28 protein-coding genes are annotated in these 25,185 nt (G+C 32.6%); 21 read left to right on the top strand and 7 right to left on the bottom strand.

Features of this window, described 5'->3' with window-relative positions:
• Position 1 precedes the first annotated feature (1 nt).
• The 11 genes from ACO5V7_RS06245 (at position 2) to ACO5V7_RS06195 (ending at position 11,858) form a co-directional block, all read left to right on the top strand.
• Positions 2-1,696, top strand: coding sequence for a pLS20_p028 family conjugation system transmembrane protein (locus tag ACO5V7_RS06245; protein WP_485485493.1), 1,695 nt, complete (start codon positions 2-4; stop codon positions 1,694-1,696).
• 3 nt (positions 1,697-1,699) lie between these two features.
• Positions 1,700-2,014 carry a DUF5592 family protein gene (locus ACO5V7_RS06240; protein ID WP_298729653.1) on the top strand — a complete coding sequence of 105 codons (315 nt, stop codon included), beginning with the start codon at positions 1,700-1,702 and terminating at the stop codon, positions 2,012-2,014.
• A gap of 35 nt (positions 2,015-2,049) precedes the next feature.
• Positions 2,050-4,578 (top strand): VirB4 family type IV secretion system protein, encoded by a 2,529-nt coding sequence (locus ACO5V7_RS06235; protein WP_485485492.1) that lies wholly within the window; start codon positions 2,050-2,052, stop codon positions 4,576-4,578.
• Between the two features lie 5 nt (positions 4,579-4,583).
• A complete protein-coding gene (locus ACO5V7_RS06230) occupies positions 4,584-5,687 on the top strand; it encodes a lysozyme family protein (protein ID WP_485485491.1) in 1,104 nt (367 codons plus the stop codon).
• 12 nt (positions 5,688-5,699) lie between these two features.
• Positions 5,700-6,242, top strand: a complete 543-nt coding sequence (locus ACO5V7_RS06225) for a hypothetical protein (protein WP_485485490.1) — start codon at positions 5,700-5,702, stop codon at positions 6,240-6,242.
• 15 nt (positions 6,243-6,257) lie between these two features.
• The gene (locus tag ACO5V7_RS06220) at positions 6,258-7,109 is read left to right on the top strand and encodes a hypothetical protein (RefSeq protein WP_485485489.1); all 852 of its coding nucleotides are present in this window, start codon (positions 6,258-6,260) and stop codon (positions 7,107-7,109) included.
• Positions 7,110-7,546: 437 nt separating this feature from the next.
• Complete coding sequence (locus ACO5V7_RS06215) at positions 7,547-7,804, top strand: hypothetical protein (RefSeq protein WP_485485488.1); 258 nt, start codon at positions 7,547-7,549, stop codon at positions 7,802-7,804.
• Positions 7,805-7,823: 19 nt separating this feature from the next.
• Positions 7,824-8,243, top strand: coding sequence for a hypothetical protein (locus tag ACO5V7_RS06210; RefSeq protein WP_485485487.1), 420 nt, complete (start codon positions 7,824-7,826; stop codon positions 8,241-8,243).
• Entirely contained in the window at positions 8,240-9,490 is a 1,251-nt protein-coding gene (mobP2, locus tag ACO5V7_RS06205; protein ID WP_485485486.1) for a MobP2 family relaxase, read from the top strand. Before ACO5V7_RS06210 ends, mobP2 begins: the two co-directional genes overlap by 4 nt.
• Before the next feature lie 59 nt (positions 9,491-9,549).
• Positions 9,550-11,538: a DUF3991 domain-containing protein gene (locus tag ACO5V7_RS06200; RefSeq protein WP_485485485.1), complete on the top strand. Its 1,989-nt coding sequence runs from the start codon at positions 9,550-9,552 to the stop codon at positions 11,536-11,538.
• Complete coding sequence (locus ACO5V7_RS06195; RefSeq protein WP_485485484.1) at positions 11,538-11,858, top strand: helix-turn-helix domain-containing protein; 321 nt, start codon at positions 11,538-11,540, stop codon at positions 11,856-11,858. The genes ACO5V7_RS06200 and ACO5V7_RS06195 overlap by 1 nt, the downstream gene beginning before the upstream one ends.
• A gap of 102 nt (positions 11,859-11,960) precedes the next feature.
• Here the strand turns inward: ACO5V7_RS06195 and ACO5V7_RS06190 are convergent, their stop codons facing one another.
• The 7 genes from ACO5V7_RS06190 to ACO5V7_RS06160 form a co-directional block, all read right to left on the bottom strand.
• On the bottom strand, positions 11,961-12,485 hold the full coding sequence (locus tag ACO5V7_RS06190) for an anti-CRISPR protein AcrIIA6 (RefSeq protein WP_485485483.1): 525 nt from the start codon (positions 12,483-12,485) through the stop codon (positions 11,961-11,963).
• Between the two features lie 26 nt (positions 12,486-12,511).
• A complete protein-coding gene (locus tag ACO5V7_RS06185) occupies positions 12,512-12,823 on the bottom strand; it encodes a hypothetical protein (RefSeq protein ID WP_485485482.1) in 312 nt (103 codons plus the stop codon).
• A gap of 54 nt (positions 12,824-12,877) precedes the next feature.
• Entirely contained in the window at positions 12,878-13,558 is a 681-nt protein-coding gene (locus tag ACO5V7_RS06180) for a hypothetical protein (protein ID WP_485485481.1), read from the bottom strand.
• 2 nt (positions 13,559-13,560) lie between these two features.
• Positions 13,561-13,989: an anti-CRISPR protein AcrIIA5 gene (locus tag ACO5V7_RS06175; protein WP_485485480.1), complete on the bottom strand. Its 429-nt coding sequence runs from the start codon at positions 13,987-13,989 to the stop codon at positions 13,561-13,563.
• A 320-nt stretch (positions 13,990-14,309) separates the two neighbouring features.
• Entirely contained in the window at positions 14,310-14,843 is a 534-nt protein-coding gene (locus ACO5V7_RS06170; protein ID WP_485485479.1) for a DpnD/PcfM family protein, read from the bottom strand.
• 13 nt (positions 14,844-14,856) lie between these two features.
• The gene (locus tag ACO5V7_RS06165; protein ID WP_485485478.1) at positions 14,857-15,084 is read right to left on the bottom strand and encodes a hypothetical protein; all 228 of its coding nucleotides are present in this window, start codon (positions 15,082-15,084) and stop codon (positions 14,857-14,859) included.
• Positions 15,085-15,147: 63 nt separating this feature from the next.
• Positions 15,148-15,636: a hypothetical protein gene (locus tag ACO5V7_RS06160; protein WP_485485477.1), complete on the bottom strand. Its 489-nt coding sequence runs from the start codon at positions 15,634-15,636 to the stop codon at positions 15,148-15,150.
• A gap of 367 nt (positions 15,637-16,003) precedes the next feature.
• Between ACO5V7_RS06160 and ACO5V7_RS06155 the strand changes: the two genes are divergently transcribed.
• The 10 genes from ACO5V7_RS06155 to mraY all read left to right on the top strand — a co-directional run bounded on the left by ACO5V7_RS06155 (position 16,004) and on the right by mraY (position 25,169).
• Positions 16,004-17,329: an ISLre2 family transposase gene (locus ACO5V7_RS06155; protein WP_485485476.1), complete on the top strand. Its 1,326-nt coding sequence runs from the start codon at positions 16,004-16,006 to the stop codon at positions 17,327-17,329.
• A 310-nt stretch (positions 17,330-17,639) separates the two neighbouring features.
• Positions 17,640-18,194, top strand: a complete 555-nt coding sequence (locus ACO5V7_RS06150; protein ID WP_485485475.1) for a YceD family protein — start codon at positions 17,640-17,642, stop codon at positions 18,192-18,194.
• Positions 18,195-18,235: 41 nt separating this feature from the next.
• The gene (gene rpmF / locus ACO5V7_RS06145) at positions 18,236-18,415 is read left to right on the top strand and encodes a 50S ribosomal protein L32 (RefSeq protein ID WP_005605990.1); all 180 of its coding nucleotides are present in this window, start codon (positions 18,236-18,238) and stop codon (positions 18,413-18,415) included.
• Positions 18,416-18,579: 164 nt separating this feature from the next.
• Positions 18,580-18,933: a hypothetical protein gene (locus ACO5V7_RS06140; protein ID WP_485485474.1), complete on the top strand. Its 354-nt coding sequence runs from the start codon at positions 18,580-18,582 to the stop codon at positions 18,931-18,933.
• 181 nt (positions 18,934-19,114) lie between these two features.
• Positions 19,115-19,546 (top strand): division/cell wall cluster transcriptional repressor MraZ, encoded by a 432-nt coding sequence (gene mraZ, locus ACO5V7_RS06135; protein WP_039848828.1) that lies wholly within the window; start codon positions 19,115-19,117, stop codon positions 19,544-19,546.
• Between the two features lie 14 nt (positions 19,547-19,560).
• Entirely contained in the window at positions 19,561-20,505 is a 945-nt protein-coding gene (rsmH, locus tag ACO5V7_RS06130) for a 16S rRNA (cytosine(1402)-N(4))-methyltransferase RsmH (protein ID WP_485485473.1), read from the top strand.
• A gap of 21 nt (positions 20,506-20,526) precedes the next feature.
• Complete coding sequence (gene ftsL / locus ACO5V7_RS06125; protein WP_485485472.1) at positions 20,527-20,898, top strand: cell division protein FtsL; 372 nt, start codon at positions 20,527-20,529, stop codon at positions 20,896-20,898.
• 5 nt (positions 20,899-20,903) lie between these two features.
• On the top strand, positions 20,904-22,682 hold the full coding sequence (locus ACO5V7_RS06120; RefSeq protein ID WP_485485471.1) for a peptidoglycan D,D-transpeptidase FtsI family protein: 1,779 nt from the start codon (positions 20,904-20,906) through the stop codon (positions 22,680-22,682).
• Between the two features lie 16 nt (positions 22,683-22,698).
• Positions 22,699-24,192, top strand: a complete 1,494-nt coding sequence (locus tag ACO5V7_RS06115; protein ID WP_049555037.1) for a UDP-N-acetylmuramoyl-L-alanyl-D-glutamate--2,6-diaminopimelate ligase — start codon at positions 22,699-22,701, stop codon at positions 24,190-24,192.
• 20 nt (positions 24,193-24,212) lie between these two features.
• The gene (gene mraY / locus ACO5V7_RS06110) at positions 24,213-25,169 is read left to right on the top strand and encodes a phospho-N-acetylmuramoyl-pentapeptide-transferase (protein WP_049555036.1); all 957 of its coding nucleotides are present in this window, start codon (positions 24,213-24,215) and stop codon (positions 25,167-25,169) included.
• The last annotated feature ends 16 nt before the right edge of the window (positions 25,170-25,185 follow it).

Genomic DNA, 25,185 nt, shown 5'->3' with positions numbered 1-25,185 from the left:
TATGACAGTAGAAGAAATAAAAGCAACACTAGAAAGCCTATCTCCATTTTTAGAGTTAAGTAATTTCCTTTTAGATTTTATTCGCTTTCTTCTCTGGGGCTTATTAAAAATTATTGTGTGGATTGCTGAAAGTATTTCAGGGGTATACGTTGAATTGTTCAAGATATTTGATGTTTTGAAAAACTCTGAAATTACAACAATCGTAAAAGACTATTCTCCTGTTGCATGGACAGTAGGTGGAGTTGCGATTGCCTACTTTGGAATTAGGTATATGCTGAATCCAGAAATGAGATTATCAAAAGGGGTTCGCAATTTCCTGTTCGGAGTATTAATACTAGTTTGCTCTAGCACGATAATGACGTTAGTGTCTGATAGTGCCACAAATATAGCAACAAATTTTAGTGGAGATACAAAGGCAACAGTTGTTTATGAAGTCGTTTCTAAAAACATGACTGACTTATATAAGGTTGATGCAGCAAATGACGGAAAACTTGATTCCGCACGTCCTACCATCACAAAAGAGAATATTCAATATATTAATATCAATGAAGTTATTGACCGCAATAAGTTGAAAAACTATAAAGAAGTTTTTGCTAAAAAACTAGATATGGACGAAGCTGGAGAAATTCAAGTTAAAGGGCTAAGTAAAATGTTTCTGATTAAAGAAACAGAAGGCTATTACCGCTATAAATATGATTTCATTATGATAGCATTAGGATTAATCATTTTGATTGCGGTATATGTAATGACTAGTTTAAAAGTAGCAAAACTATTGTTTGAAATGATTTACAGCTACACATTAATTAATATATTTGCTTTATCCGATATTGAAAACGGAGAACGAATCAAAAAGATTATCAAGAATGTGCTGAATGTACTTTTAACTGTAGTCCTATCCTCATATATGATTTATCTTTTTGGAATTGTGTACGGGGCAATTAATCAGTTAGATATTAATGGCTTTACAAAACTCATTGCACAAATGGGGGTTGCGTTAGCGGTTATAGATGGTCCAGTGATTATTCAAGAATTAACTGGATATGACGCTGGGTTAAAATCGACTACATTAGGAGCGTTTGGAATGCTTCAGGCTGGAGTGTTAGTAGGAAAAGGACTTGGAAAAGTTGGTTCAGCAACGTATAAAGCTGGGAAAAAAGGGAAAGATAAACTTTCAGATATCCTTTCTGGTGGTTCTAAGAAAGAAAAAAATGGTTCTGATTCTTCAAAACGCAATCAATTTGAACAAGCTGTAAATGATAAGATGAAAGAAAAAGAAGATACTCCATCTGTTACTGAACAAAGTTCAGGGACAAATGAACCTACTGTAACGACTAATCCAAGCGTTCAAAAGGAAAACGAGAAGGAAAAAGCATTTGAGGAACAAGCGAGAAAAAACCAACAAAAATATGGTGTTTCCGATCCGAATAATCGTAAAGATAACGAGGATATAAACTCTCCAACACGTCCTTTAGTTGCATCTAAGGAATCTATAAAACAAGCTAAACAAAGAAGAGAAAGATTAAATAATGTACAAGGACGATATAATATAAAACCATCGATGGGAAGAACAACTTCTGAAAAAAATACTAAAAATGATTCTGTAACCTTGAAAGCACCACGATATAAAACAACACATTTAAAATATCAAAATAAAACAAAGGATCACCCAACACGTCCTTCTGGAAAAGGAGAATAGAAAATGAATCAAAGAAATATAGAATCATTAACTCCTGAAGTTAAAATCATAGGTGAGTATACCTTGAATGATATCTTCATTATGTTATTGATTGGCTTATTGTTTTATATGCTTTCTCCAGCCGTTTATCAACCTTTACAACCATTTTATATTGTTTTTTGTATCTTTATCAGTTTTTGGTCGATTAAACGCAATCGAATGAACCCTGATAAACGCAGATATCAAGTGATATGGTTAATTTTAAAGAGAGATAAAAACTACTATCACATGCTTGAAGAAGAAGGTGTATTAAATGAGTACCAAGACCTAGGGGACTAACCTAGGTCTTTTATGAATAATAGAAAGGAGAACATATGGGATTTGATACAACACAAAAGAAAGAAAAAAGGAGTTTCTTTGGAAAGAAAAAAGATAACAAAAGAATTACTACAAAACGAGTTCTTTATGCGACTGATGTATTACCAGTAAAAGGGATTCTAAATGAATCAGAAGGTGGATTTATCCGTCTAAAAGATGGATATATGGATATCTTACAATTAGGTGGATACAATCTGATGGGAATGGATCAATCTGAAATTAGTGAGATTGTCCATCTATATGAAGCATTATCATTGCTATATGTAATGCCTTATAAAGTCGTATCGATGAATATACCAATTGATACATCTTCACAGCAACGATACTATCGTAAGCAATTAAATAAAACAACAGATGAAGTCAAACGGTATCGATTAAATGAATCGTTATCAGAAATGGAAGTCTTTAATGAAGATAGCAATAATAAAGAAATCTTCATTTTCATTTATGGAAAAACAATCGAAGAACTGAAAGAAAATCGTCAAGATATGTTCCGGTATAGTGGACAGTTAAACGTATATCCAATCACGAATGATAAAAAACGAATTGTATTATTTAGATTAGCGAATCCTTCAGCATCAGTTGAAAAGGAAATCAAAAAGGATAATCGATTTAAAGGAATCACAAAGTATGAAAAAGAAGGGTACAACGTAGAGTTCTTTTGCAATATTCAACCAATTGGGGGAATTGTCTTTAAAGATACGTATATTAAAACCGGAGAAGGGTACTCTACAACTTTATATGTTTATAAATTACCAACTGAAATTAATGGCTTTTGGTTAAGTGAAGTCTTCAATATTCCTAACGCTATTGTGACAAAGGACTTTTCTAGTAAAGAAGATGACGAAACATTAAAAAATCTATCTAAAGCAATGAGAGAACAGTATTCAAGATATGTCAATGAGAAAGACGCTTACGATTCAATGATTGCCTTAGAACAATTTGAAGATTTGAGAGAATTAGGAATCGCTGTGCGAAAAGCAAAAGAAGTAGTGAAGTATATGACCCTTAGAATCAATTTGCATGCGGACACATTAGAAGAGCTACAAGAACGATTAAAGGACGCAAAATCCGTTTTAGATCGTCATAGTTTTAAAACAACAACTCTTTTAATGGAACAAAAGGAAGAATGGCAATCAATGTACTTAGACGCTGTTAGTCAGCGAAAACTACCTAACAAACGAATTGGAAGAGATATTCCTTCTAGAAATATTGGAACAACATTTCCTGCAAACCATGTATTTTTACATGACGCAAGAGGAAAGTATATAGGAGATAGTTTTACAAATGGACAGATTATTTGGGATGCCTTTGAAGTCGATAATGTCCATCGCGTGCATTATAATTCTATTATTTTAGGTAGCATGGGTTCAGGGAAGTCAACCTTACTTAAAAAGATTATGACACATTGGGCATCCATCGGAACTATGCTTAGGGGATTTGATTATTCAGGAGAATATCGGACATTAGTAGAGTACTTTAATGGAACAGTACTTACATTAGATGGAACAAAAGGAACAATAAATGTATTTGAAGTATTTCCTACTAGCGTTGATGAGGAAGGAAACATCGATGATTCTTCTAGTTATATTCAACACATTTCAAAATTAGCTACATGGTATTCTATCTTAAAACCTGAAGCGACTGCGGAAGAGATAGACTGCTTTGAAAATCTAGTAGGACAATTGTATCAAAAAAGAGGATTTGGAAATGGAATACCTTATACTGGAAATCCAGCAACGACTTATCCTCGCCTAGAAGACCTTCAAGAATTATTAAAAGAGAAGTTGTTACGTGAAGAAAAGAACTTTTCTAAAGTTGAAGAAGAAGCCTATGGGAAAATCAAAGTTACAATCGAAAAACTCTTGAATCAGTATGGGAAGTTGTTTAACCAATATACAACTATTTCTAATGTACAAGATGAACAGATTGTATTTTATGATATTACTGGACTTAGAAAACTAGATCCACGAATTACAAATGCACAAGTCTTTATTGCTTCTAGTTCCATGTGGGCGGAATTAATAAGAAATGGAGAAAAACAAAAACGACTAGTAGAAGAAGGGATTATTAAATTTGAAGATGCTATTAGAGGGCAATTAATTATAGATGAATGCCATAATCAGATTAATGCGGATAACATACGACAAACAAGATTTATTAATACTCTTCAGCGTGAAGGGCGAAAGTTGTTTATTGGAGTAACTCTTGCGACACAATCGATTAATAGTTTATCTCCTGAAGTCGTTTCTTCAGAGGAAGCTATTGCGTTAAAAGAAGTTTTTTCATTCTCTCAAAACAGATTCTATTTCAAAATGCCACCGGATTCTATCGAACGGTTAAAACGATTATCTTACGGAATGATTCGTCAAGGACAATTAGAACGACTAGTACGCTATGGTGTAGGAGAATGTTTGTTAAATATTGATGGTGGGGCAAACTATGAGTTTAGCGTATACGCTTCTAAAAATGAATTAGCCTTATTTAAAGGTGGCGGACGAGTTGATAGGGATGAAGAGGAGTGAGAGGTATGAAGAAATGGATTATAAGAATGACTTTACTTCTACTTCCAGTTTTCATTTGTTTTATCATCGTATTTTCTATTACAGGAGTTGTAACGTCTAATTCCTCTTCTTCTACCACTAAAACCAATGTGAGAAGTCGTAAAGGATTGAGTGAGAAAGTGTTATCGTATGAAAAACTAGTGAAACAAATTACGGAAGAAGAGGGAATACCTGAAGTAGCGAACGTTATTTTAGCGATCATACAAGTTGAAAGTAATGGTAATGGTGGAGATGTCATGCAAAGTAGCGAATCTCAAGGATTAGCACCAAATACTATTACAGATCCTGAAGAATCAATAAGAGTTGGTGTTCAAGCTTTTAAACGAGCATACGAGAAAACAAAGAAGTATGGAATGAATGTGTTAGTAGCTGCAGCTGGATACAATTATGGAAATGCATTTATCGATTGGCTTCATATAAATGGAAAAGATTATTCGTTAGAAAAATCAGAACAATACTCACGAGAAGTGGTTGCCCCCTCTTTAGGGAATTATAATGGAGAAACCTATCCCTATGTAAACGAAGTTTCTAAAAAATTTGGGAAACAATATTTATATTTAAACGGCGGTAATTTTTTCTACCCAGAGCTTGTCAATCAGTACTTAACCTTTGGTGAAGAGGAAGAAACAAATGACAAAATTCAGATTGCTGGAAGTGGAACATATCAATTTCCAATTCCTGATTATATTATTACAAGTCCATTTGGAAATCATAGAAGTTTAACTTTACAAGATGGAACGCCGTTAGAAAATACACATAATGGAGTAGATTTTGTTCCAAAGAGCGGAAATCAAAATGAACCAATTGGAGCAATTGGAGACGGTGTAGTCATCGATTCAGGAAATAAAAATGGAACAGGGAACATGGTTTTAATCAAACATGAAGATAATTTGTATTCACATTACTATCACTTATCTTCTATTTCAGTTAACACAGGAGATAAAGTAAGTAAAGGGGATATAATTGGGAATATGGGTTCAACAGGTTGGTCGACTGGTCCACACTTACATTTAGGCGTGAGTACTGAACCATGGGACGGTTTTTTTGACCCAATGAGTTTATTTCAATAAGAGGTGAAAATTATGAAACAAAAAATTTTAGCTGGTTTGATTATCATTTTTTTGTTTGGTGGAGTTTTCTTTTTAGGAAGATTAACTTCCGGTTCAAATGAACCTAGTTCAACAACAACTACTTCAGAAGTAGCACAAACAGAAGTAATCAATTCGTCAACAACAGAAATACCTTATAACAAAAAGACAACTCTTCAATTGGAAGAAGAAGATCAACAATTGATTGAAAAATATGTTCGAGCTATTCATTCGAGCAATGAAGAAGGACTTAAATTATTAGAAAGTATCCAAGCTAATGTAAAAGAAGATCTTTATAAATCTGAATATGCGAATATAAAAGACAGAATTAAAGTCAATAAAGTTTTAAATTTTGTCGTGAATAAAGTGACAATGTATCAAAATTTAAGTTATCGAGATATGTATATGGTAATCGTGGAAACACAAATGTCAGACCGTGAGGGAACACATGAACCACATTATCCATATTACTTTATTACAGTTACAAACCATGTAATTGACGATGTAAGAATGGCGCATGTGCATGCGTCTGATTAGAAGGAAGAGGTGTGTATGAAAGTCATTAAAAAAATTAGGTTGTGGTTAAGTACGAATCAATCGATTCAGTACTTAACCACTTTTAGTATCCTTTGTATTTTATTTATTGGATTCATGACGTCGCGATTAATTTTTGAAAAACAGGAAGAAGTTGTAGAAACAAAACCGAATGAATCAATTGTTGTGAATAATGTTGCGTACCAATGGACACAAAAATATGTTAACGAATCGTCAAATGAAGTAGTGATTGGAATTGCGATTGACCCTGAAAAGAGTACAACAGTTATCCCTGAAGAAATCGATATTATCCCTCAATTAAAAGATATGTCGATAGCAAACAGTGAAGTGAAAGTGTATAAAGGGTCAGAGTATTACTACTTATTATCGGTCAAAAATCTTCCTAAAAATTGGACAACCATTCGATTGAAAGTAGGAGCAAAGAATAACTCTCAACAAGCATTGATGTATTTTAATCATCAATCAAACTATAACGATAAAGAAAATATATTTTCTGAAAAAGATTTTCGAGCAACAGAAGGTTATGCAAAAGTGTATGGGGCTCTTTATGAAATATCTAATGTGAAGAAAAACATAGAAACCAATGTAACAAAAAAGGAAGAAGAGTATCAAGCATCAATACAAACACATGAAGATGAAATTAAAAAATTGATGACTGATATTCAATACAAAACAGAAAAAGAAAAAGAACGAAGGGAATCACAAGCGAAAACCATTCGTCAAAAACAAGAGACTTTGAAAAAACAAATTGAACAATTAGAGTCAATAAAAAAAGAATATGAAGAACAAGAACATTTACTTCAAAAGAAATTAGACGATTTGAAAAAAGAATATTCAATCTCACTTTAGGAAAAGTGGGATTCAAAAATAAAAAACTGAGACTTAAAAAAGTATTTTTTTAAGCGATAAAAATTTCAAAAAATAGAAAAATAGACAAAAACAAAAAAATAGGAAAATATCCGAAAACTAGAGTTTTCATTGATATAACAACGTTTTTAGTGTACTCACTTTTGAGAACCTACTGTACTCAAAAGTGAGTATATTACCTGTTTTTTGACCCCGTAGGTTTATCTTGCACTGCAAGATTCCCCAAGAATTTGGGGACAAAACCCCTTATGCTCTTCACAAAAAAAGCTGTTTTTTTCGCAAGCTCAAAAAACAGAAATGAACCAGTCGTTCCGACCGGTTTTATTAGAAAAGGTAAATATTGAAAAGTGCAATTAATTGAATAAGAGGAATAATAAAAAATAAAAATAATAATTATATGGAAAGGAAAATTATAATCAATGAATGAAATTAAAGTTCGTGGAATTGATAAAAGTAAAATTGAAAAGTTAAAAGAATTAGCAAAAAGAAATAATTATCCTTCGCTTAATTCTTATTTATTAGACAAATTAAACAGTCTTGCAGAAGAAAATGAGGTGCTCGAATACAGAAAAAAATATTTAGAAGCACAAGAAGTTATGATCCAAACAATTGAAAAAAATACAGAAGTGATGTTACAACTTCTTAATTTGATAGGTGGAGATGAAGAGGAAGATTAAATGGAAAGAGGTAAAAAACATGTCCATTCAAATACGAAACAGAATTAAAAATTCGAGTGATGAAGTTTTAAAACAGATTGTAGAAAATCAAAAATTAAGGAATAAAGGAGAAGCAATTGATTTTCTGTGTGAGCAATATCTAAATTCAGAACGAATACGAGTATCAGAAGATCGAATTACTAATGCAGTTATAAAGGGATTACTTGCACAATTGCAACCTATTAGAGTTCGAACCGGATACATTGATAAAGAAATGAAAATCGTATTAGACCTCTTGAACCATATTATGTTAGAAGGACGTTTCGACAAAGACGAGTTATACGATACAGTTGATTGGCAATCAAGAGCTTATCGATTATCGAATGAACGAGTTCAAAAACAGATTGATTATTTTAGTCAGAAAAAAAATAATCGTTCTATTGATGAGGGGATAGAATGATACCAGCGGTTGTATTAAAAATGAAATTTGTCACGGCAAGAGGAAAAGACTTTTCAAAATTTATTAATTATATTGACCGTGATGAAACGAAAGCATATATCCAAAATAATGAATTTGAAAAATATACTGACTACATGGGGAATCCTGATAAATCTTCAGGTGTTTTTAATCGAGAGGAAAATAGTTTATCAAGGGAACAGTTAAAAACGATTAAAGAACAATTTACAAAAGCACAGAAGAATGATAGTCCTCTTTGGCAAATTGTATATTCATTCGACAATGATTTTTTAAAAGAACAAAATCTATTATCTGAAGATGGGATACTGAACGAATCGAAAATTCGTGAAGCTGTTCGTCAATCTATTTCTGTGATACAAGAGAAGGAAAAATTTAATGACACAATGATATGGACAGCTGCAATTCATTACAATACGGACAACATTCATATTCATGTAGCATTAGCTGAAGAACAGACTTCAAGAAAATTAGAAACATTTCAAAATAAAAATGGAAAGGTATATGAAGAACGAAAAGGGAAATTTCAGAAGCATACATTATGGAATGCAAAGAGCACATTTGCGAATTCTATTGTCGATCGTACACAAGAATTAACACGTATATCTTTTTTAATGAGAAAGGAAATAAATCAAAACATTAGACAAAACGGAATGTTGAATGATCATTCTATTTTTAAAGAATGTAAAACACTCATGAAAGAATTGCCTGAAGATTTGCGTACATGGAAATATAATATGAATGCAATGAAACCTTATCGAAAGAAAATTGATTCAATTTCAAAACAGTTGATTGAAAAAGTGACCCCTGAAGCTATGGAAGAATTTACTAAAGCTATTCGTGAGGAATCTAAATTTAGAAGTCGATTATATGGAAATAATAAAGAAGGAAAGAATTTCGAAAAGGAAAAATGGAAAGAACTGTATGCACATGTTGGAAATGGATTATTAAATGAAATGCGACAATATACGTTAGAGGAACGAAGGATGCATTCAAAATATAATCATTCAAAGATGAATAATAAACAAGAAGGACGATATAAAAAAGGTTTTACCTCTTCTATGATAAAAGCAAAATTTGCTTTTGTTAGTGGACTAAGACAGCTTGCAAAGAAAACAAAGCAAGAGTTTTTAACAGAGATGAAATTAGAACGAGAAGCCTTCTTGAAAGAATTAACTGAAGAAAAAGAAATGAATCAACAACTAGGTCAGGATTACGGAAGAGGACTTTAGTTGTTTTTTTGTATTCACTTTTTGCCAAAATGGCAAAAGGTTAGAAAGGAGATGAGAGAATGACGAGTAAAGGATACTCAAAAGAAACGATTAAAAATGCAAGTGAAGTATCAATCGTTGATTATGTTGACGTGACAGGTATAGGAGAATTTACTTATCGGAAAGGACATCAGTATCGATTATCGATTAATGGCAGTGATAGTGTGGTGGTAGACACACGAAAAAATATGTTTTTCCATAATGCAGTTAATGAAAGTGGAAATATAATTACATTTATACGACACTTTGAAGGTTTAAGCTTTCAAGAAGCTGTAAAAAAATTATTGGAGTTTCGTAGAGAAGGGAAAGTCAGTCTGCAGAAAGAACCCGTAGAAGTAAAGAAAGAACCATTTGTCTATTCGATTGAACATAATCCAACTACTTATCGTGTGAAAAATTATTTAACAAAGGAAAGGGGAATCGATTCAAAACTTGTAGAACAACTTATTAAAGAAGGATATATTCATGAGGATAAATACGGCAATGTAATTTTTGATTGGATTGATTCAGGATTAAAAGATGGGAAACGTGTTGGAGCAACTAAACAAGCTACTGTTCAACGATTTGACGACAATGGAAATCCATTGCCAAAAAAATATATTGAAAAAAATTCGGAATTGTTTGGTTTTAATGTTACGCTAGGAACGCCAAAAGAACTTTACGTGTTTGAAGCACCAATTGACTTGTTGAGTTATTGGACGCTGCATAAAGACTTAAAGAATGTAAGACTTGTTTCTATGGACGGAGTAAAACAAAATGTATTAAAAGCGTTTATGGAAAATACAAAGGAATATTTTGGATCGTTACCACGTCATTTGTACATAGGAACAGATAACGATAAAGCAGGAACGCTTTTCTATGAAGAAACACAAAAAATATTTTCTATTATGGGGTATCAAGTGGAATCGATTATTCCTGAACGATATGAATTATTAGACAAACTCTATCCAATATATGAGAGTGTATCTCAAGAATACCAAGTAGATAAAAATTTATTGATAGCTATTCATAAACATGAAAATGGCGGACAATTAAACAATCGTTCTTATCATAAGGAATCTACAGGATATTTTACGACAAAAGATGAGAAAGATAACGAAGGTTATTCAAGTAAAGAATTTGAGAAAAAACTAATAACACTTGCAAAAGATATTCAAGGTAAAGACGTTCCAACCGCTCTTCAAGATTTGTTTATAAAAGGAAGTACGTCGAAAGAAGAATCTATAAAGTATGCTAATCGAAGTAGTGTAGAAAATTTATACACTTACTATTCTAATAACGAACATAAAGTAGTTATTACGTTTCAAAAGGATTGGAATGATATGTTACTTCATAAACCAAAGATGCTTAAACCTCGAACGGAAAAAAGAATTAAATTTCAATATCCTTATCAAGAGACTGACAAGGAAGCAATTCGAGACTTTTATTACAAGAAATATATTGCCCCTGAAATTGTTGAACATTTAATGGATAAAAGACTATTACGATCAACGCCTGAAGGGAATCCAGTTTTTGTATTCAATCGATATAAAGAAACAATAGGAGCGTTAGAATGGAATGAAACGACTAGAGAATATCAGCGATTAGAAAATAGCCTTCCTTCTAATACATTTAGTGTTTCTCTAGGAAATCCTGAAAGTGTGATCGCTTTTAAAGAAATCAATCAATTATTAGAGTTTTGGACACTTCACAAAGGCGTATTAAACCATACACATTTAGTATCATTAGATACTCTTTCTAAAGAAGAAAAGCAACAATGTATTCAAGACCGTATAGATTTATTACCTAATATTAATGTAGTGTATTTTTGTTCTGAAAAAACAGACGAAGGAAAACAATTTCTCATTGACTTTGAAGAGTTGAGAGAAAACGATAAAAAGGGTATACTAAAAGTACTTTATCCGGTGTTGACAACTACATGGGAAAATGAATTAAAAAAAACTAGAACTGATTTTCTAGAAAAAAGTCAACAAAAAACGATGCAGAAAGAATACGATAGAAGTTTATAGTGGAAGTGAAAGGGGTGGAAATATTGCAAGAAAAGAAAGATAAGAAGATTAAACGAATCACCTATTCTCAAAGGAAAAAAATTGAAAAATTGAGGAATGAAGGTTTATCTTATCTTAAAATAGCCCAAACGCTAAACCTAGGGAAAACCTCTATCGTTGATGAAGTTCATCGTAACAGTATTGATGGTATTTATAATGCCAAAAAAGCACAAGAACTTACGAATCAACGAAAAGAAAGAGTAGGAAGAATCGCAACAAAAAATTTGCAGCGGTGGCGTGAAGAACAATCCAAGAATAAAGACAAGGACAAAAAAGACTGACAAGAATTTTCTTGCCAGTCTTTTTGCCATTTTGGCAAAAAGTCAAGCATCAATTTTATGAAACGAAATAAAAACTACACTCAATCGAGTGTAGTTTTTTATTTATATTAATTTGTCTAAGTTATCTCGTATCCATTCAAACCTGTTCTTATGTCCTGCTGGAACTTTAGCAACTGTATGTCTAAACCTCATTTTACAAATTGTATCATCAAGATAGATATGTAAAAAGCTAGGTGTATAGTCTCCTTTAGCTGTTGTTGTTCTGTCAACTTGCCCACAAAGTGTATCAGGATATTTTTTTATCCATTTTTTCAAATGTTCCTTTTTAAACATATCAAAATACTCGTAAAATTCTATATCTTTAAATTCTTTTTTATTTCTATCAAATGAGTATTCTAGCTGTGCCTCACTTATTAGAGCTAATTCATACGAAGTAAACAACCTATTTAACATATTAAATACTCTAGCCGAACCGATTCTCTCAATTTTAGTTTCCCCAGTTTTAAATTTTTGCCAGTTGTTATCAGGAAATTTAATTCCATTGATTTTATAAAACGATGCCTCGCTAGGGTAGTATTTTGGGATAGTTTTAACTATCAATTCTTTAATATCATTATTAATTCTCATATAATCTGTCCTAGACCTCATTTCTACTATTTCGCTAAAGTATTCAATACCGATTCTTTGATGTTTCTGTAATAATCCCAATCATCTGTATTAATTTGTAATTCTTCAGGAATTTCATTCTCTTGACAAAATTTAACTCCGTTCGCAACTTCTACATACCATTCAAACGCTTTATCGTCCTTCACGTTTAAAACCAGTTTAGAGTCTTCGCAATTATTCCATTGTTTTTCGGCGTATGGTGTGCCATCTTCCCAAAATCCGCAGTTAATAAAATCAAGTTGAATATCATCAAATTCACTCAATAGTTTCCATTGCCAGTTTTCTAATTTATATTCCATTTCAGCTTTTCCTTTCTTTTAATTTTAGAGGGATCTATAGATCCCTCTAAAATACTAACCTACTAAATTGATAGGATAGCAGGCGTTTCTTTCTTCCTCATCTAGAGTGTTGAAGAACTCCTCAAAATCGTCTCCTAAATTATCTTCGTAAAACTCTAATCTTTCTTTTATAGTTTCTGCTACCGTACAATAATATTTTCCTGATGTTTGTTTAATGCCTTCAAAAGAAAAATCATCAAAATTAACAGTATATACTAAATGATATAATTTATGATACAGGTCTCTTGAAATAATATCTTGTTTCCATTTTTCATCTAACCAGTCATAAGTTTTCTCTTTACTTAATGATTTTTCTCTAATTCCTTTAATAATAGGCTTTATATCACTAATACCAGTATCGTCAGAAGCATAAGATTTAAAATCACTACTTGTATATAAGACAATATCATTCAATTCTTTTTTAAACCCCTTAAAAGGGATCTCACAACTAATTCTTAATGTATAATCTAATAACCAGTCTTTTCCTTCTCGATATGTTTTAGCGTAAATAATCTCTTTTGAAGCATTATCATACAAATAACTTGTTATATATTCTTTTACCTTTTCTATGTCGATATCATACTTTTCTAACAATTTTAAAAACAACGACTGAAACTCTATATCAAAATAACCTAATTCTATTCCTTGATTTTCAAACCTATCTCCTGTTTCGTAAATATCAAAAGCAATTCGCATAATTAACCTCTCCAATCATAATTTTCTTTTTTTGTTTTGTACCCTTTTAAGTAACAATTGACGTTAAAACCAACAATATTAATAAATCTATACCTATCTAATTCAAGAGTGTTTAAAAACCTAACAATAGTATCTACTTTATTTTCTATAGTAGAAATAAACTCTAATTTAGAACATTTTACATTTACTAACAGACGTTCTGAACTGTTAAGATCATGATACATATTATCTGCAGAATGATTTGATAATCTTAATTGGAATTGTTCATAGTAATGATATGCAGAATCTAAATGATATGAAATACTCCAAGACGGATTATCGTCAAAATACTCTTTAATTAAATTCATATTTTCTGCGTATTCTTTTCTCTTTGTATCTGATAAAGAAAAACTTCGTTTCCTATATGAATTATAACGTCCTTTATTAAACAATTAAGATACCCCCTAAACTTATTTACCTTACATATATATAATAACACTTATATATATGTAAGTCAATACTTTTATTTAAAATTCTTAAAAATTATTAGATAAAATCGTTCATTAAACTAAAACGATAACGCAAACATTTTTCTAGAAAACTCTTTTGGTTCAGTAGTGTAACTAGTGAACCGTTCATAGGACTAATGGATCTATGATCCATTAGTCTGTTCAAGCCGAGCGGGAGGGGGTGGTGAGCGAGGCTGCTTTTTTTGTGAACCATAATAACCACAATCGTACACGAGAGATACGAATGTGGTTATTATAATTAGTTATAAATTATCAAATTCAACGTATTCAAAATCATCAGCAGTTAGAATAATCTTTTTTAATCTATAATCATCTTCAACTGTATCTCTAGCTTCTTCCTCATCAAAGGCTTCCACTTCTACAATTCTTGATAAGGTTTCTACTATTGCTACTTTAAATGTTTGTTTAGTATAAGAGTCAAAAAAGTAATTATATTCTTCTTCATTCCAATCGTCTTTTATTTTAAGTAAACCTGTCTTAACCACCTCTAATTCCTCAAAGTATAATTTGTTATACTCTTTATTACCAAAAGATAAAGTTTCTAACGTTGGTAATAATTCAATAGCTAGTTCGTTATTGTCAACAACTCTATTAATTCTATCTAAAATATCATTAATAATGTCCAAACCTATTTTCACTTGTTGATTAACTTCTAATTGAAATTTATTTGCAAAATAAGCCTGTAAAAAATTAATATCATTTAAATCTACCTGTATAAAATACCTATTAGTTACTTTATTTTTATAAGATTTTAGAAACTCTTGTTTTATAAACATAATATTATCTCCTTTACATTTCGCATAATTCCTGCATAATACTTGCTAAATCGTCTAACTCTTTAATTGTTTTTTTCTTGATAATTACAAACCCTTTATAGATTCGTCCGCTTAACCATCTACCATATCTGCGAACGGTCAGTTTATGACCGTTCCAATCTAACAATGTAATCTCTTTTCCGTGTTGTATCATTTCTAAATGAGCATAATATCTGCTTGCTAACTCTCTGTATTCTTGCATTATTAAATCTTCCTTTCTAATTTTCAAAACCATATTTCTTCAGATTCTCTGTTGAAATATTACTCATCTGTATATCCCTTTTTCAAAATCAACATAACCAATTCTTTTATATCCTTGTTGTGTGCATAATCTATCGTAGAAAACCGGATTGAAAACATGCTTTAAATAATAATTGTGATTATCAGATAAAAAATTGAATTGTTTAACTACCAAACTGTACTTAGCTACTAAAAACATTAATGTATAAATATCAGTAAAAAACTGGTATTCATTTTTTAAAAAGTTTTTAAAGAGAAATACACATTCTTGGTTATTCCATTTCTTTGTATAATATTCTCTAACAAACTCTTTAACCATAAAATCATCTTTAAACCATTCAAGTACTTCTGAAAATTCATGTTTATTAGCAAAATTATAAGCTTTTTCTAAACTGTCAAAACTATTACAGTCTGTAAAAACCCTCGTTTTATTTTCAAGCCCATATGACATTCTAGAACCATAAACCACTAAATATGCTTTATCCTTTTCATTTCTTAATTTCCAGTATTCCATTTTAAAACCTTCTTTCTTTCGTTTTGTAATTGAACCTTACACTTTCTGAAAAAGCGTAGCCTTGAGAAGAAAAGTCAAGGTAGCTGTCGTATAAATGTCTGACCGAGCGAAGCGAGGGAATTTATGCCGACAGCGCACTTGACTTTTCGGAAAGGCGTAGCTATAAAAACCTTTTGCCAAAATGGCAAAAGGTGCTAAAGATTTTTGATACAAAAATCTACCTTATGAAAGAACTCGTTTACGAGTTCTGAACTTGCGAGTAGTGGTGGTGGCGGTTGGAACGTCAGGAGCAAGAAATGGTTTAAAAAGATATTATTAAGTTTTACAATAATAAGTTGATTGAATGAAATAGAAAAGGAAGTATAAAATGAAATTCAATGAAGAACAATTTTGTGAAGAGCTTTATTCAATGCACGAGAATTATTTTCTGAATCATATCCAACAATTAGAAGGCACGTTTCATCAGGAAATGCTGATTAAAGGTTATAAATACGTAAAAACTGCAAAGAGGACTGTTGCTTTTTCATTTGGAGAAATATGTATTTCAAGACGTTGTTATGTAAAAAATGGAGAATATAAATATCCAATCGATGAGTACCTTCAATTAGAAAAGTATAGTCGGTATTCCATAAAACTTTTACGTGAAATAGTAGAATTAGCTTCAATTATCCCTTACAGGCAAGTTGCACTTTTAATAGAAAAATTTAAACATATTTACATTACAAAAGATACTGTTCTAAAAGGCATAAAAGCAGCAAATGAACTATATAAACAAAAATCAGAATTTGAAGCTAATGAAATTAAAGAAGAAGGGAATAAAAAAATCGATATCTTATATATAGAAGGAGATGGCGTTTCTGTAAAAACAAATCACTGTAAAAAAAACAGAAAAGATATGTCTCATGTTGTTATTCATGAAGGGATCGAAAAAGAATATGGAAAACGAAAAAGATTGAAAAATAAGAAGGAAATCATTACGGAAAGCACCCACTCTACTATGGAAGAAACCATTCAGTATATTATCAATCACTATCAATGTCATTCAGAAACAGTATTTATTACAAATTCTGATTTAGGAAGAGGTTATGGTGCAACTGTATTTAATGAAATTGCAAAATGGTTTGGAGCGAAACATGAACACTTTTGGGATTCTTATCATATTCAAAAGGAAATTAACTATTTATCTTTTCAAGTGAGTAATTATGAGTTGATAAGAGAACTCAAAAAATCGATTTATCGACACAATAAAAAGAAAATGAATGTTATACTAGATACGTTAGAATCATTGATTTTGAATCCTGTAGTAATGGAACGTTTTTTAATTTTCAAGAAGCAGTTGAATAACTATTTTAAGTATACTAATCCTCCTGAAAATAGAGGAATACAAATAGATGCAATTGGTGTAATTGAATCTCAACATTGTAAAATTACCAATAGAATGAAAAATAGAAAAATGTACTGGTCTTCAGTTGGAGCAATCACATTAGCAAAAGTAATTATAGATGTATATAAGGAAGGAAATTTAAAAGAACTGTTTTCAGGAACTTGGAGAGAAGAGTATAAAGAAATAGAAAGGCTAGAAAAAATTGATGTGACAGATTTTTTACAGAAGAATTTACAAAATGAAGCTAAAATCAAAAGTGTAAGAATTGTAAATGAAGGTGTAACAAAATATTTGGATCGGAAATATTAAATATAAGACATACTCATTTTGAATAAAAAATGAAGAAGAGTTACAAACCTTTATTTATAGGAGTTGTTTTTGAAAAAAATATATTATTTTATAGTAAAATTGTTGCATTGAACGGTCGTATATTGTATAATATAAATGTAAGGTTGAAAGATACCTTACACATGATTTCATATTTTAATTCCTTTCATTTTTAATCTTTTTTCAGAACATACTTATAACTAAAATTCAGACACACACTGTAAAGTAAAAAGCTTTGACAAACTTTCAATAAACTAGTATAATTCAGTATGTTGCTTTAGGGGTGAAAATTGTGAAAATATCAGTTAAACAGCTTCAGGATTCTCAAGGGACTCCAACTTACTTTGATACAGAAATTAATGTGGAAGAGGCTTTAAAACAACGAGATGATTCCATTCTTGCTGTTTCGCCAGCACACATCAAAGGATTTCTTGTTTATCAAAGCCAATCAGTTGTAGCGCAATTTACTTGCGATGTTGATATCACACTTCCTTCATCCAGGTCTTTAGAGCCAGTGGTAGTTCCACTCCACATAGATATTGTGGAAAGATACATTCCGTCCCATCTCTCGGTTGATGAGAAAGAGCTAACAGAAATTGTGATGCCTCTTGATGGTGATTGGGTTGACCTTGAACCCGCTGTGGAAGATCATATTTTACTTTCAATTCCTTTACAAGTCTTATCGCAAGAGGAATTGAGTGAAGATAAAATGCCTTCAGGAAATGATTGGGAGGTTGTGACGCAAGAAGCTCTTGAAGAGCGACGCAAACAACAAAAAGAACAATCGGTTGATCCAAGGCTAGCGTCTTTACAGTCTTTCTTCGAAAAGGATGAGACTGAGAAGTAAAAAGCATTATGTAAAGAAGATTGATTAGGAGGTGTACAAAAATGGCAGTACCAAAACGTAAAACATCAAAAGCGAGAAAAGCAAAACGTCGTACTCACTTCAAATTAGAAGTTCCAGGATTGAGCGCATGCCCATCATGTGGAGCATTAAGAAAGAGCCATCACGTTTGTCCTGAGTGTGGTTCATACGACGGAAAAGAAGTTGTTTCTAAAGAAGCATAATCATAAACGTTACAAAACCTTAGACAGCTGTCTAAGGTTTTTTCTTTTTTTAAACTGTAAAAGTGTAAATGTATCATTTATGATACGTATCAAAATTGATACATTAGAAATTATTATGTGTTTTAAGAAATCTATTGTAAACTAGTAGTGATGGAGGTGAGTCAATGTTATTTTTTGAAATCGTACTATGGTTAGTATTTATTTTAAGTTTCGTGGGCTTCACGGTCGTTTTTGGAAATCGAATCTTCTATAATGAGACTCGCTTCATAACTATTCGTGAAATTATGACACCAATGCTGTTGTTGGTATTACATACCACTAGTGTGAATGCCTATGGTTATTCTTGGTTTAGTTTTGCTACATTAGGTTTTGCTCTTATTGGGTTAGCATTATTATATTTCAAATTAAAAAGAGGGAAACTAGTTCTTAGACCTTTCCTCCACCAATTATTTTCCATTTCGTTTTTATTTTTTGGATTGCTTGTCTTATTAGTACAAGTGGGAAGATTCTTTAAATAATTGCATAAAATCAATAGTTCTAAGCTCTTTACGCGGAAAGTGTAAAGAGCTTTTTTCTGCTTTAAAAACATAAATTGGGGGAGGAAAAAATTTTTTTAACTTTTTTTGATAAAAAAGTGGTGAAAAGTGGTGGAATGTGGTAAACTATGGTTACTAAAATTATTGGAATGGAGGAGTCTGCATGTTAATCGGTGAATATCAACATACTATTGATGCAAAAGGACGTATGATTGTGCCTGCTAAGTTTCGTGAAGATTTAGGTTTCACCTTTATCGTGACACGCGGACTTGATGGCTGTTTATACGGTTATCCTCTCGAACAATGGGAGCTCATTCAGAATAAATTACGAGACTTGCCACAGTCTAAAAAAGATGCGCGTGCTTTTACTCGTTTTATGAACTCTGCTGCGATTGAAGTGGAATTTGATAAGCAAGGCCGTGTGAATATCTCTCAAACGCTTCGCGCGTATGCGGGATTAGAAAAAAATTGTCGCGTTATCGGAAATAATGATCGTATTGAGATTTGGAACGAAGAACGTTGGCAAGAATATATTGCTGAAACAGAAGAGAATTTTGAAGAATTGGCCGAAAATATGATTGATTTTGGCTTTTAGAAAGGGAAGGGACCATGTTTAAACATATCACTGTATTGCTACATGAAACGGTAGATGCATTATCCATTAAGCCAGACGGAATCTACGTAGATTGTACACTGGGTGGTGCGGGACATAGTCAATACTTACTTAGCCAATTAACGACAGGGCATCTTTATTGCTTTGATCAAGATATGCAAGCCATTCAATATGCAAAAGTTCGTCTTGCTAAAGAAGTAGAAGAAGGAAAAGTGACTTTTATTCATGCAAATTTTCGTCAACTAAAGAAAGAACTAGGAAAACTAGGAGTTTCTACAGTAGATGGGATTTTATATGACTTAGGTGTTTCATCTCCGCAACTTGATCAAATCGAGAGAGGATTCAGCTATCATCAAAACACTAAACTGGATATGCGAATGGATCAAAGTGCTCTGTTAACTGCAGAAGAAATCGTTAATGAATGGAGCTATGATGAGTTAGTGAGAATTTTTTATCGATATGGAGAAGAAAAGTTTTCAAAACAAATTGCTCGTAATATTGAACGCATTCGTGCCCAACATAGAATTGAGACAACTGGGGAGCTAGTGGATATTATTCGTGATAGTATTCCTGCAGCAGCAAGAAGAAAAGGTGGACATCCTGCTAAGAGAATTTTTCAAGCAATTCGTATTGCTGTAAATGATGAATTAGCAGCGATAGAAGATTCTTTGGAGCAAGCGTTTGAAGTGGTTTCGATTGGTGGAAGAATAAGTGTTATTTCTTTCCATTCATTGGAAGATCGAATCGTGAAGACGATGTTTAAACAACAAAGTACAGTTGAAAAAGCACCGAAGAACCTACCGATTTTACCAATCGAAGAGGAAAAAGCCCCGTTTCAGTTAGTAAATAAAAAACCAATTTTACCAAGTTTAGAAGAAATAACAGAAAACTCTCGTTCGCAAAGTGCGAAGTTAAGAGTCATTGAAAAAAACAAAGGATAATTTAGAAAGAAGGGATTACTAGTGGCATTAGCAGAAAAATATGTAGACACGTTGAATGTGAGTGTGCCTAAGCAAACGCCTCTAGTTCGTAAAGGCCAAGAAGTCACTTCGATTCCTGAAGAAAAACAAAAAGCAAACTTAATGCAAGTTTTAATGCTTTCAGGAGTGGTTTTGGCGTTCTTAGCAACAATGACAATTGTCGCTAGCATGATTGTTGCTAATAAAAACAGACAATTACAGGATATTGAATCACAAACAACACTAATTCAACGGGAAAATAATACTTTACTTCAATCAACACAAGAATTGTCTCAATATGACCGTGTCAATCGTATTGCAAATGAACAAGGCTTGAAGATGAATGAAGAAAATGTTAGGAATGTTGGACGATGAAAAAAATGAATAACAATAACATTGCGAGAAATAGGCGTCGAGCGAGCTTTATTTTAATGGGACTCGCTAGTGTCTTATTTCTCATTTTTTCTATGCGTTTCTTTAGAATCATGGTTTTAGGAAATATCCATAATGTAGATTTACGAGCAGAAATTAATGATAAAATTCATCAGAAACGGACTTTAGCGGCTAAACGTGGAACCATCTATGATGCCAGCGGGAGTCCAATTGCAGTGGATGCAACGAATTATTCCATTTATGCGATTTTAACCGACCAATGGAGTAAGAATGCAGAAACACCTGATTATGTAACAGATATTAATAAGACGGCTGAAGTCTTGTCGAAACATCTTTCTCTTTCGAAAGAGGAAATTGTAAAAATTTTAAGTCAGAAGGATGTTTCTCAAGTCGAATTTGGAAATGCCGGAAAAAATCTTTCAGTTCAAGTAAAAGACAAAATTGAAGCGGAGAAACTTCCCGGAATTAAGTTTTCAGAGAGCCCTGCAAGATACTATCCAAATGGGATTTTTGCTTCGCATTTAATTGGATATACGGATTCTGTTGAGGAAGCTGTTGATCATAAAACGACTATTTCTTTAGTTGGAAAGACTGGTTTAGAAGGCCTTTATAATGAACAATTAACCGGAACGGCAGGAGAAGTAGAATATACGGTTGATGGGAATGGCTATGTGATTTCGGATACTGAAAAAGTGACCAAACAACCAAAAGACGGAAAAGATATTACTTTAACATTGGATAAGAGACTTCAAACTTACCTAGAATCTTTAGTCAGCGCGGCAGATAAGCAGTATCAACCTGTTCAGATGACTGCAATGCTAGTGGATCCAAAAAGTGGAAATATTGTAGCGGCTACACAACGCCCAACTTATAACTCTACGACGAAAGAGGGAATTGATGTTCAGTGGAACAACCTTCTAACCGATCAAGCATACGAGCCAGGTTCCACTATGAAAATTTTAGCCTTAGCTGCGGCAATTAATGAAGGAGTCTTTGATCCAAATGAAAGATATCAATCAGGAAGTGTAAAGATTTATACGGACTTAGTTAGGGATTATAATAAAGTAGGGTGGGGAAATATCACTTATTTAGAAGGCTTAGCCCATTCTAGTAACGTGGCCTTTGTTCATGTTATTCAAAAGATAGGTGTCGAAAAATGGAAACAATATTTAGAAGCATTTGGATTTAGTAAATCTACTAATTCAGGATTTGCAAATGAAATTTCTGGTTCAAATCCATTTAATTCCTACTTACAACAATTATCTACTGGTTTTGGACAAGGGATTACGGTTACGGTGTATCAAATGATGCAAGCTTTTACTGCGATTGCTAATGGTGGACAAATGCAAAAATTACGTTTAGTGGATCATTTTACAGACCCTAATACCGATAAAGAAACACCAAATCCAGTAAACTCATTAGGAAAAGTCATTTCACCAGAGGCGGCTAAAAAAACACTCGAATATTTATATCAAGCAACTCGAATGAAAAATGGGACGGCTTATGAATTTAATATTGACGGAGAAGAAATAGCAGCTAAGACAGGGACTGCTGAATTTATTAATCCAGAGACAGGTAAATACTATTCAAATGGAAATAACTATATTTTTTCTGTAGTTGGATTTGCTCCTTATAATGATCCAAAATATATTTTATATGTTACAGTTAAACAACCTCGGGTGGCTGTAACTGTAAATACAATTCTTAAAGAAATTTTCAATCCATTAATGAAGAGAAGTTTAGAATATTCAAGACTCTCTGAGTAAAAGAAGGAGGAAGAACATGTTTGCGAAAGAACTAGCGGATTTATTAGTCATTAAACGAGTGGAAGGCTCTTTAGATAATATCGTTGTAGATAAATTAGCTCAAGATTCGCGTAAAGTTGTGCCCAATACAATGTTTTTCTGTATCGAAGGTGTAACAGTAGACGGTCATCTTTTTGCGGGGAAGGCAAAGGAGTTAGGAGCTAATGTATTTGTTGCTTCCAAACCGATTAAAGAACAAGTTGGGGATTCCCCTGTGATTTATGTAAAAGATGTGACTCGAGTAATGACGCTTTTTGCGAATCATTTCTATGGTTATCCTTCAGAGAATTTAAATATGATTGGGGTTACAGGAACAAATGGAAAAACGACTGTAACCCATATGGTAGACTATTTATTAGAAGAATTAGGAAAGCCAACTGCATTGATTGGAACGATGTATCGTAAAATTGGTGAGGAACGTATTGAAACAAGAAATACAACACCAGAAATATTAACCGTGCATGAAACATTGCAAAAGGTTAAGGAAATTGGTGGAGATACCTGTATTATGGAAGTTTCTTCTCATGCTCTTCAATTGGGGCGTGTGTGGGGGATTGACTATAATGTGGCAGTGTTTACAAACCTTACGCATGAACATTTAGATTTGCATAAAACAATGGAAAATTATGCGCATGCTAAGAGCTTACTATTCTCACAATTAGGAAATCATTCTAAAAACGAGAAGCCACGGGTAGCTATCCTAAATCGTGACCAGGAATATTTTGAGCAATTTGCATATTCTACATCAGCCGAAATTATTTCCTATGGCTTTACTGAAGAAGCAGATATTCGAGCTACTGAAATTGAGAGCAATGGAGCGATGACAACTTTTGTAGTAACCGTGAATGGTGAAAAACTTCCTGTAATGATTCCAATGATTGGATTATTTAATGTTTACAATGTGTTGGCGGCGTTTGGAGTAGCGATGGTTAATGGAATTCCTTTACGAAAGGCGATTGAAAAAATTGCCAAGTTCCCTGGTGTAGGTGGACGAATGCAATTAATCCAAAAAGGCCAGCCATTCCAAGTCATTATTGACTTCGCTCACACCCCAGATGGGTTAGAAAACGTGTTGTCAACGCTCGAAGAAGTAAAAATAAATCGTGTAATCACAATTATGGGACATAGTGGAGGAAATCGGGATTCAAGTATGAGGCCAGAACTTGGAGAGATTGCTTTTGAAAAATCGGATTATGTGATTTTAACGGCAGACAATCCTAGACAGGAGTCTTTAGAAAAAATTTACTCTGAAATCGTATCAGGTAGAAAAAACGAAAATACTCCATATGAATGTGTAGATGATAGAAAACAGGCAATAGAACGAGCCTTAGAACTCGCGCAAGAAGGAGATATCTTGTTATTTGCGGGTAAAGGTGTTGAACCTTACCAAGTGATTGGCGAAGAATATATTCCTTACAATGAAGTTGAGACGGTGGTTCAAGCGCTTGAAAAATTAGGGTACAAGAACTAGGGTAGAAAAAGGAGAGTATTATGATTGAAATCATTTTAGCAGTCGGGTTATCGTTTCTAGCAACGGTAATTGCCGAACCACATTTTATTCAATTTATGAAAATGAAACAGTTAGGACAAACGACTTTAGATGAAGGGCCATCTTGGCATAAAGCTAAAAGCGGAACACCAACGATGGGTGGACTAGTTTTTCTTTGTATGATTAGTTTATCTAGTTTAATTATGGGAGCCGTTTTTGGTCATTTCAATTTTGTATTATTAAGTGGAGTTATCGGCTTTGCTTTCTTTGGTTCTATCGGATTTCTTGACGATTATATTAAAGTGTTTAAGAAACAAAATGAAGGATTAAAGAGTCACGAAAAATTTGCTCTTCAATTATTGGGAGCTGCAATTTTTGTGGCACTGTATCTTTTAAGTGGAAACCAACCTCTTATTTACCTTCCGTTGTTTGGAGAAGTAAATAGTATTATTGTTTTTGCGTTATTCACAATTATTTGGATTGCAGGTTTTTCAAATGCAGTGAATTTAACAGATGGTTTAGATGGATTAGCCACTTCAACAAATATTATTGCATATGCAACTTACGGAATTATCGCAACTCATGCAGGTCAAAATTCAATTGCTGTATTTTGTTTCTGTGTAGTAGGGGGATTAGCAGGCTTCTTATTATTCAACTGGAAACCGGCGAAAGTCTTTATGGGTGATGTTGGTTCATTAGCTCTTGGAGCAGGACTTGCAATTATTTCTATTATGCTTCATAAAGAATGGACCTTACTTCTTGTTGGGATTATTTTCGTTTTTGAAACTCTTAGCGTTATCCTGCAAGTAGGGTCATTTAAACTGACAGGAAAAAGAATTTTTAAAATGAGTCCTATTCATCACCATTTTGAAATGAGTGGATGGAAAGAAGTGAAAATCGTTTCAGTCTTTAGTGCTGTCGGTTTCGTTGCGGGGCTAATTGTTGCGATTATTTTCTAAGAGAATTAACATATTT

The organism is Granulicatella sp. (assembly GCF_057274575.1).
Note: the sequence above shows the minus strand (reverse complement) of the source record. Positions and strands in the feature narration are given on the sequence as shown.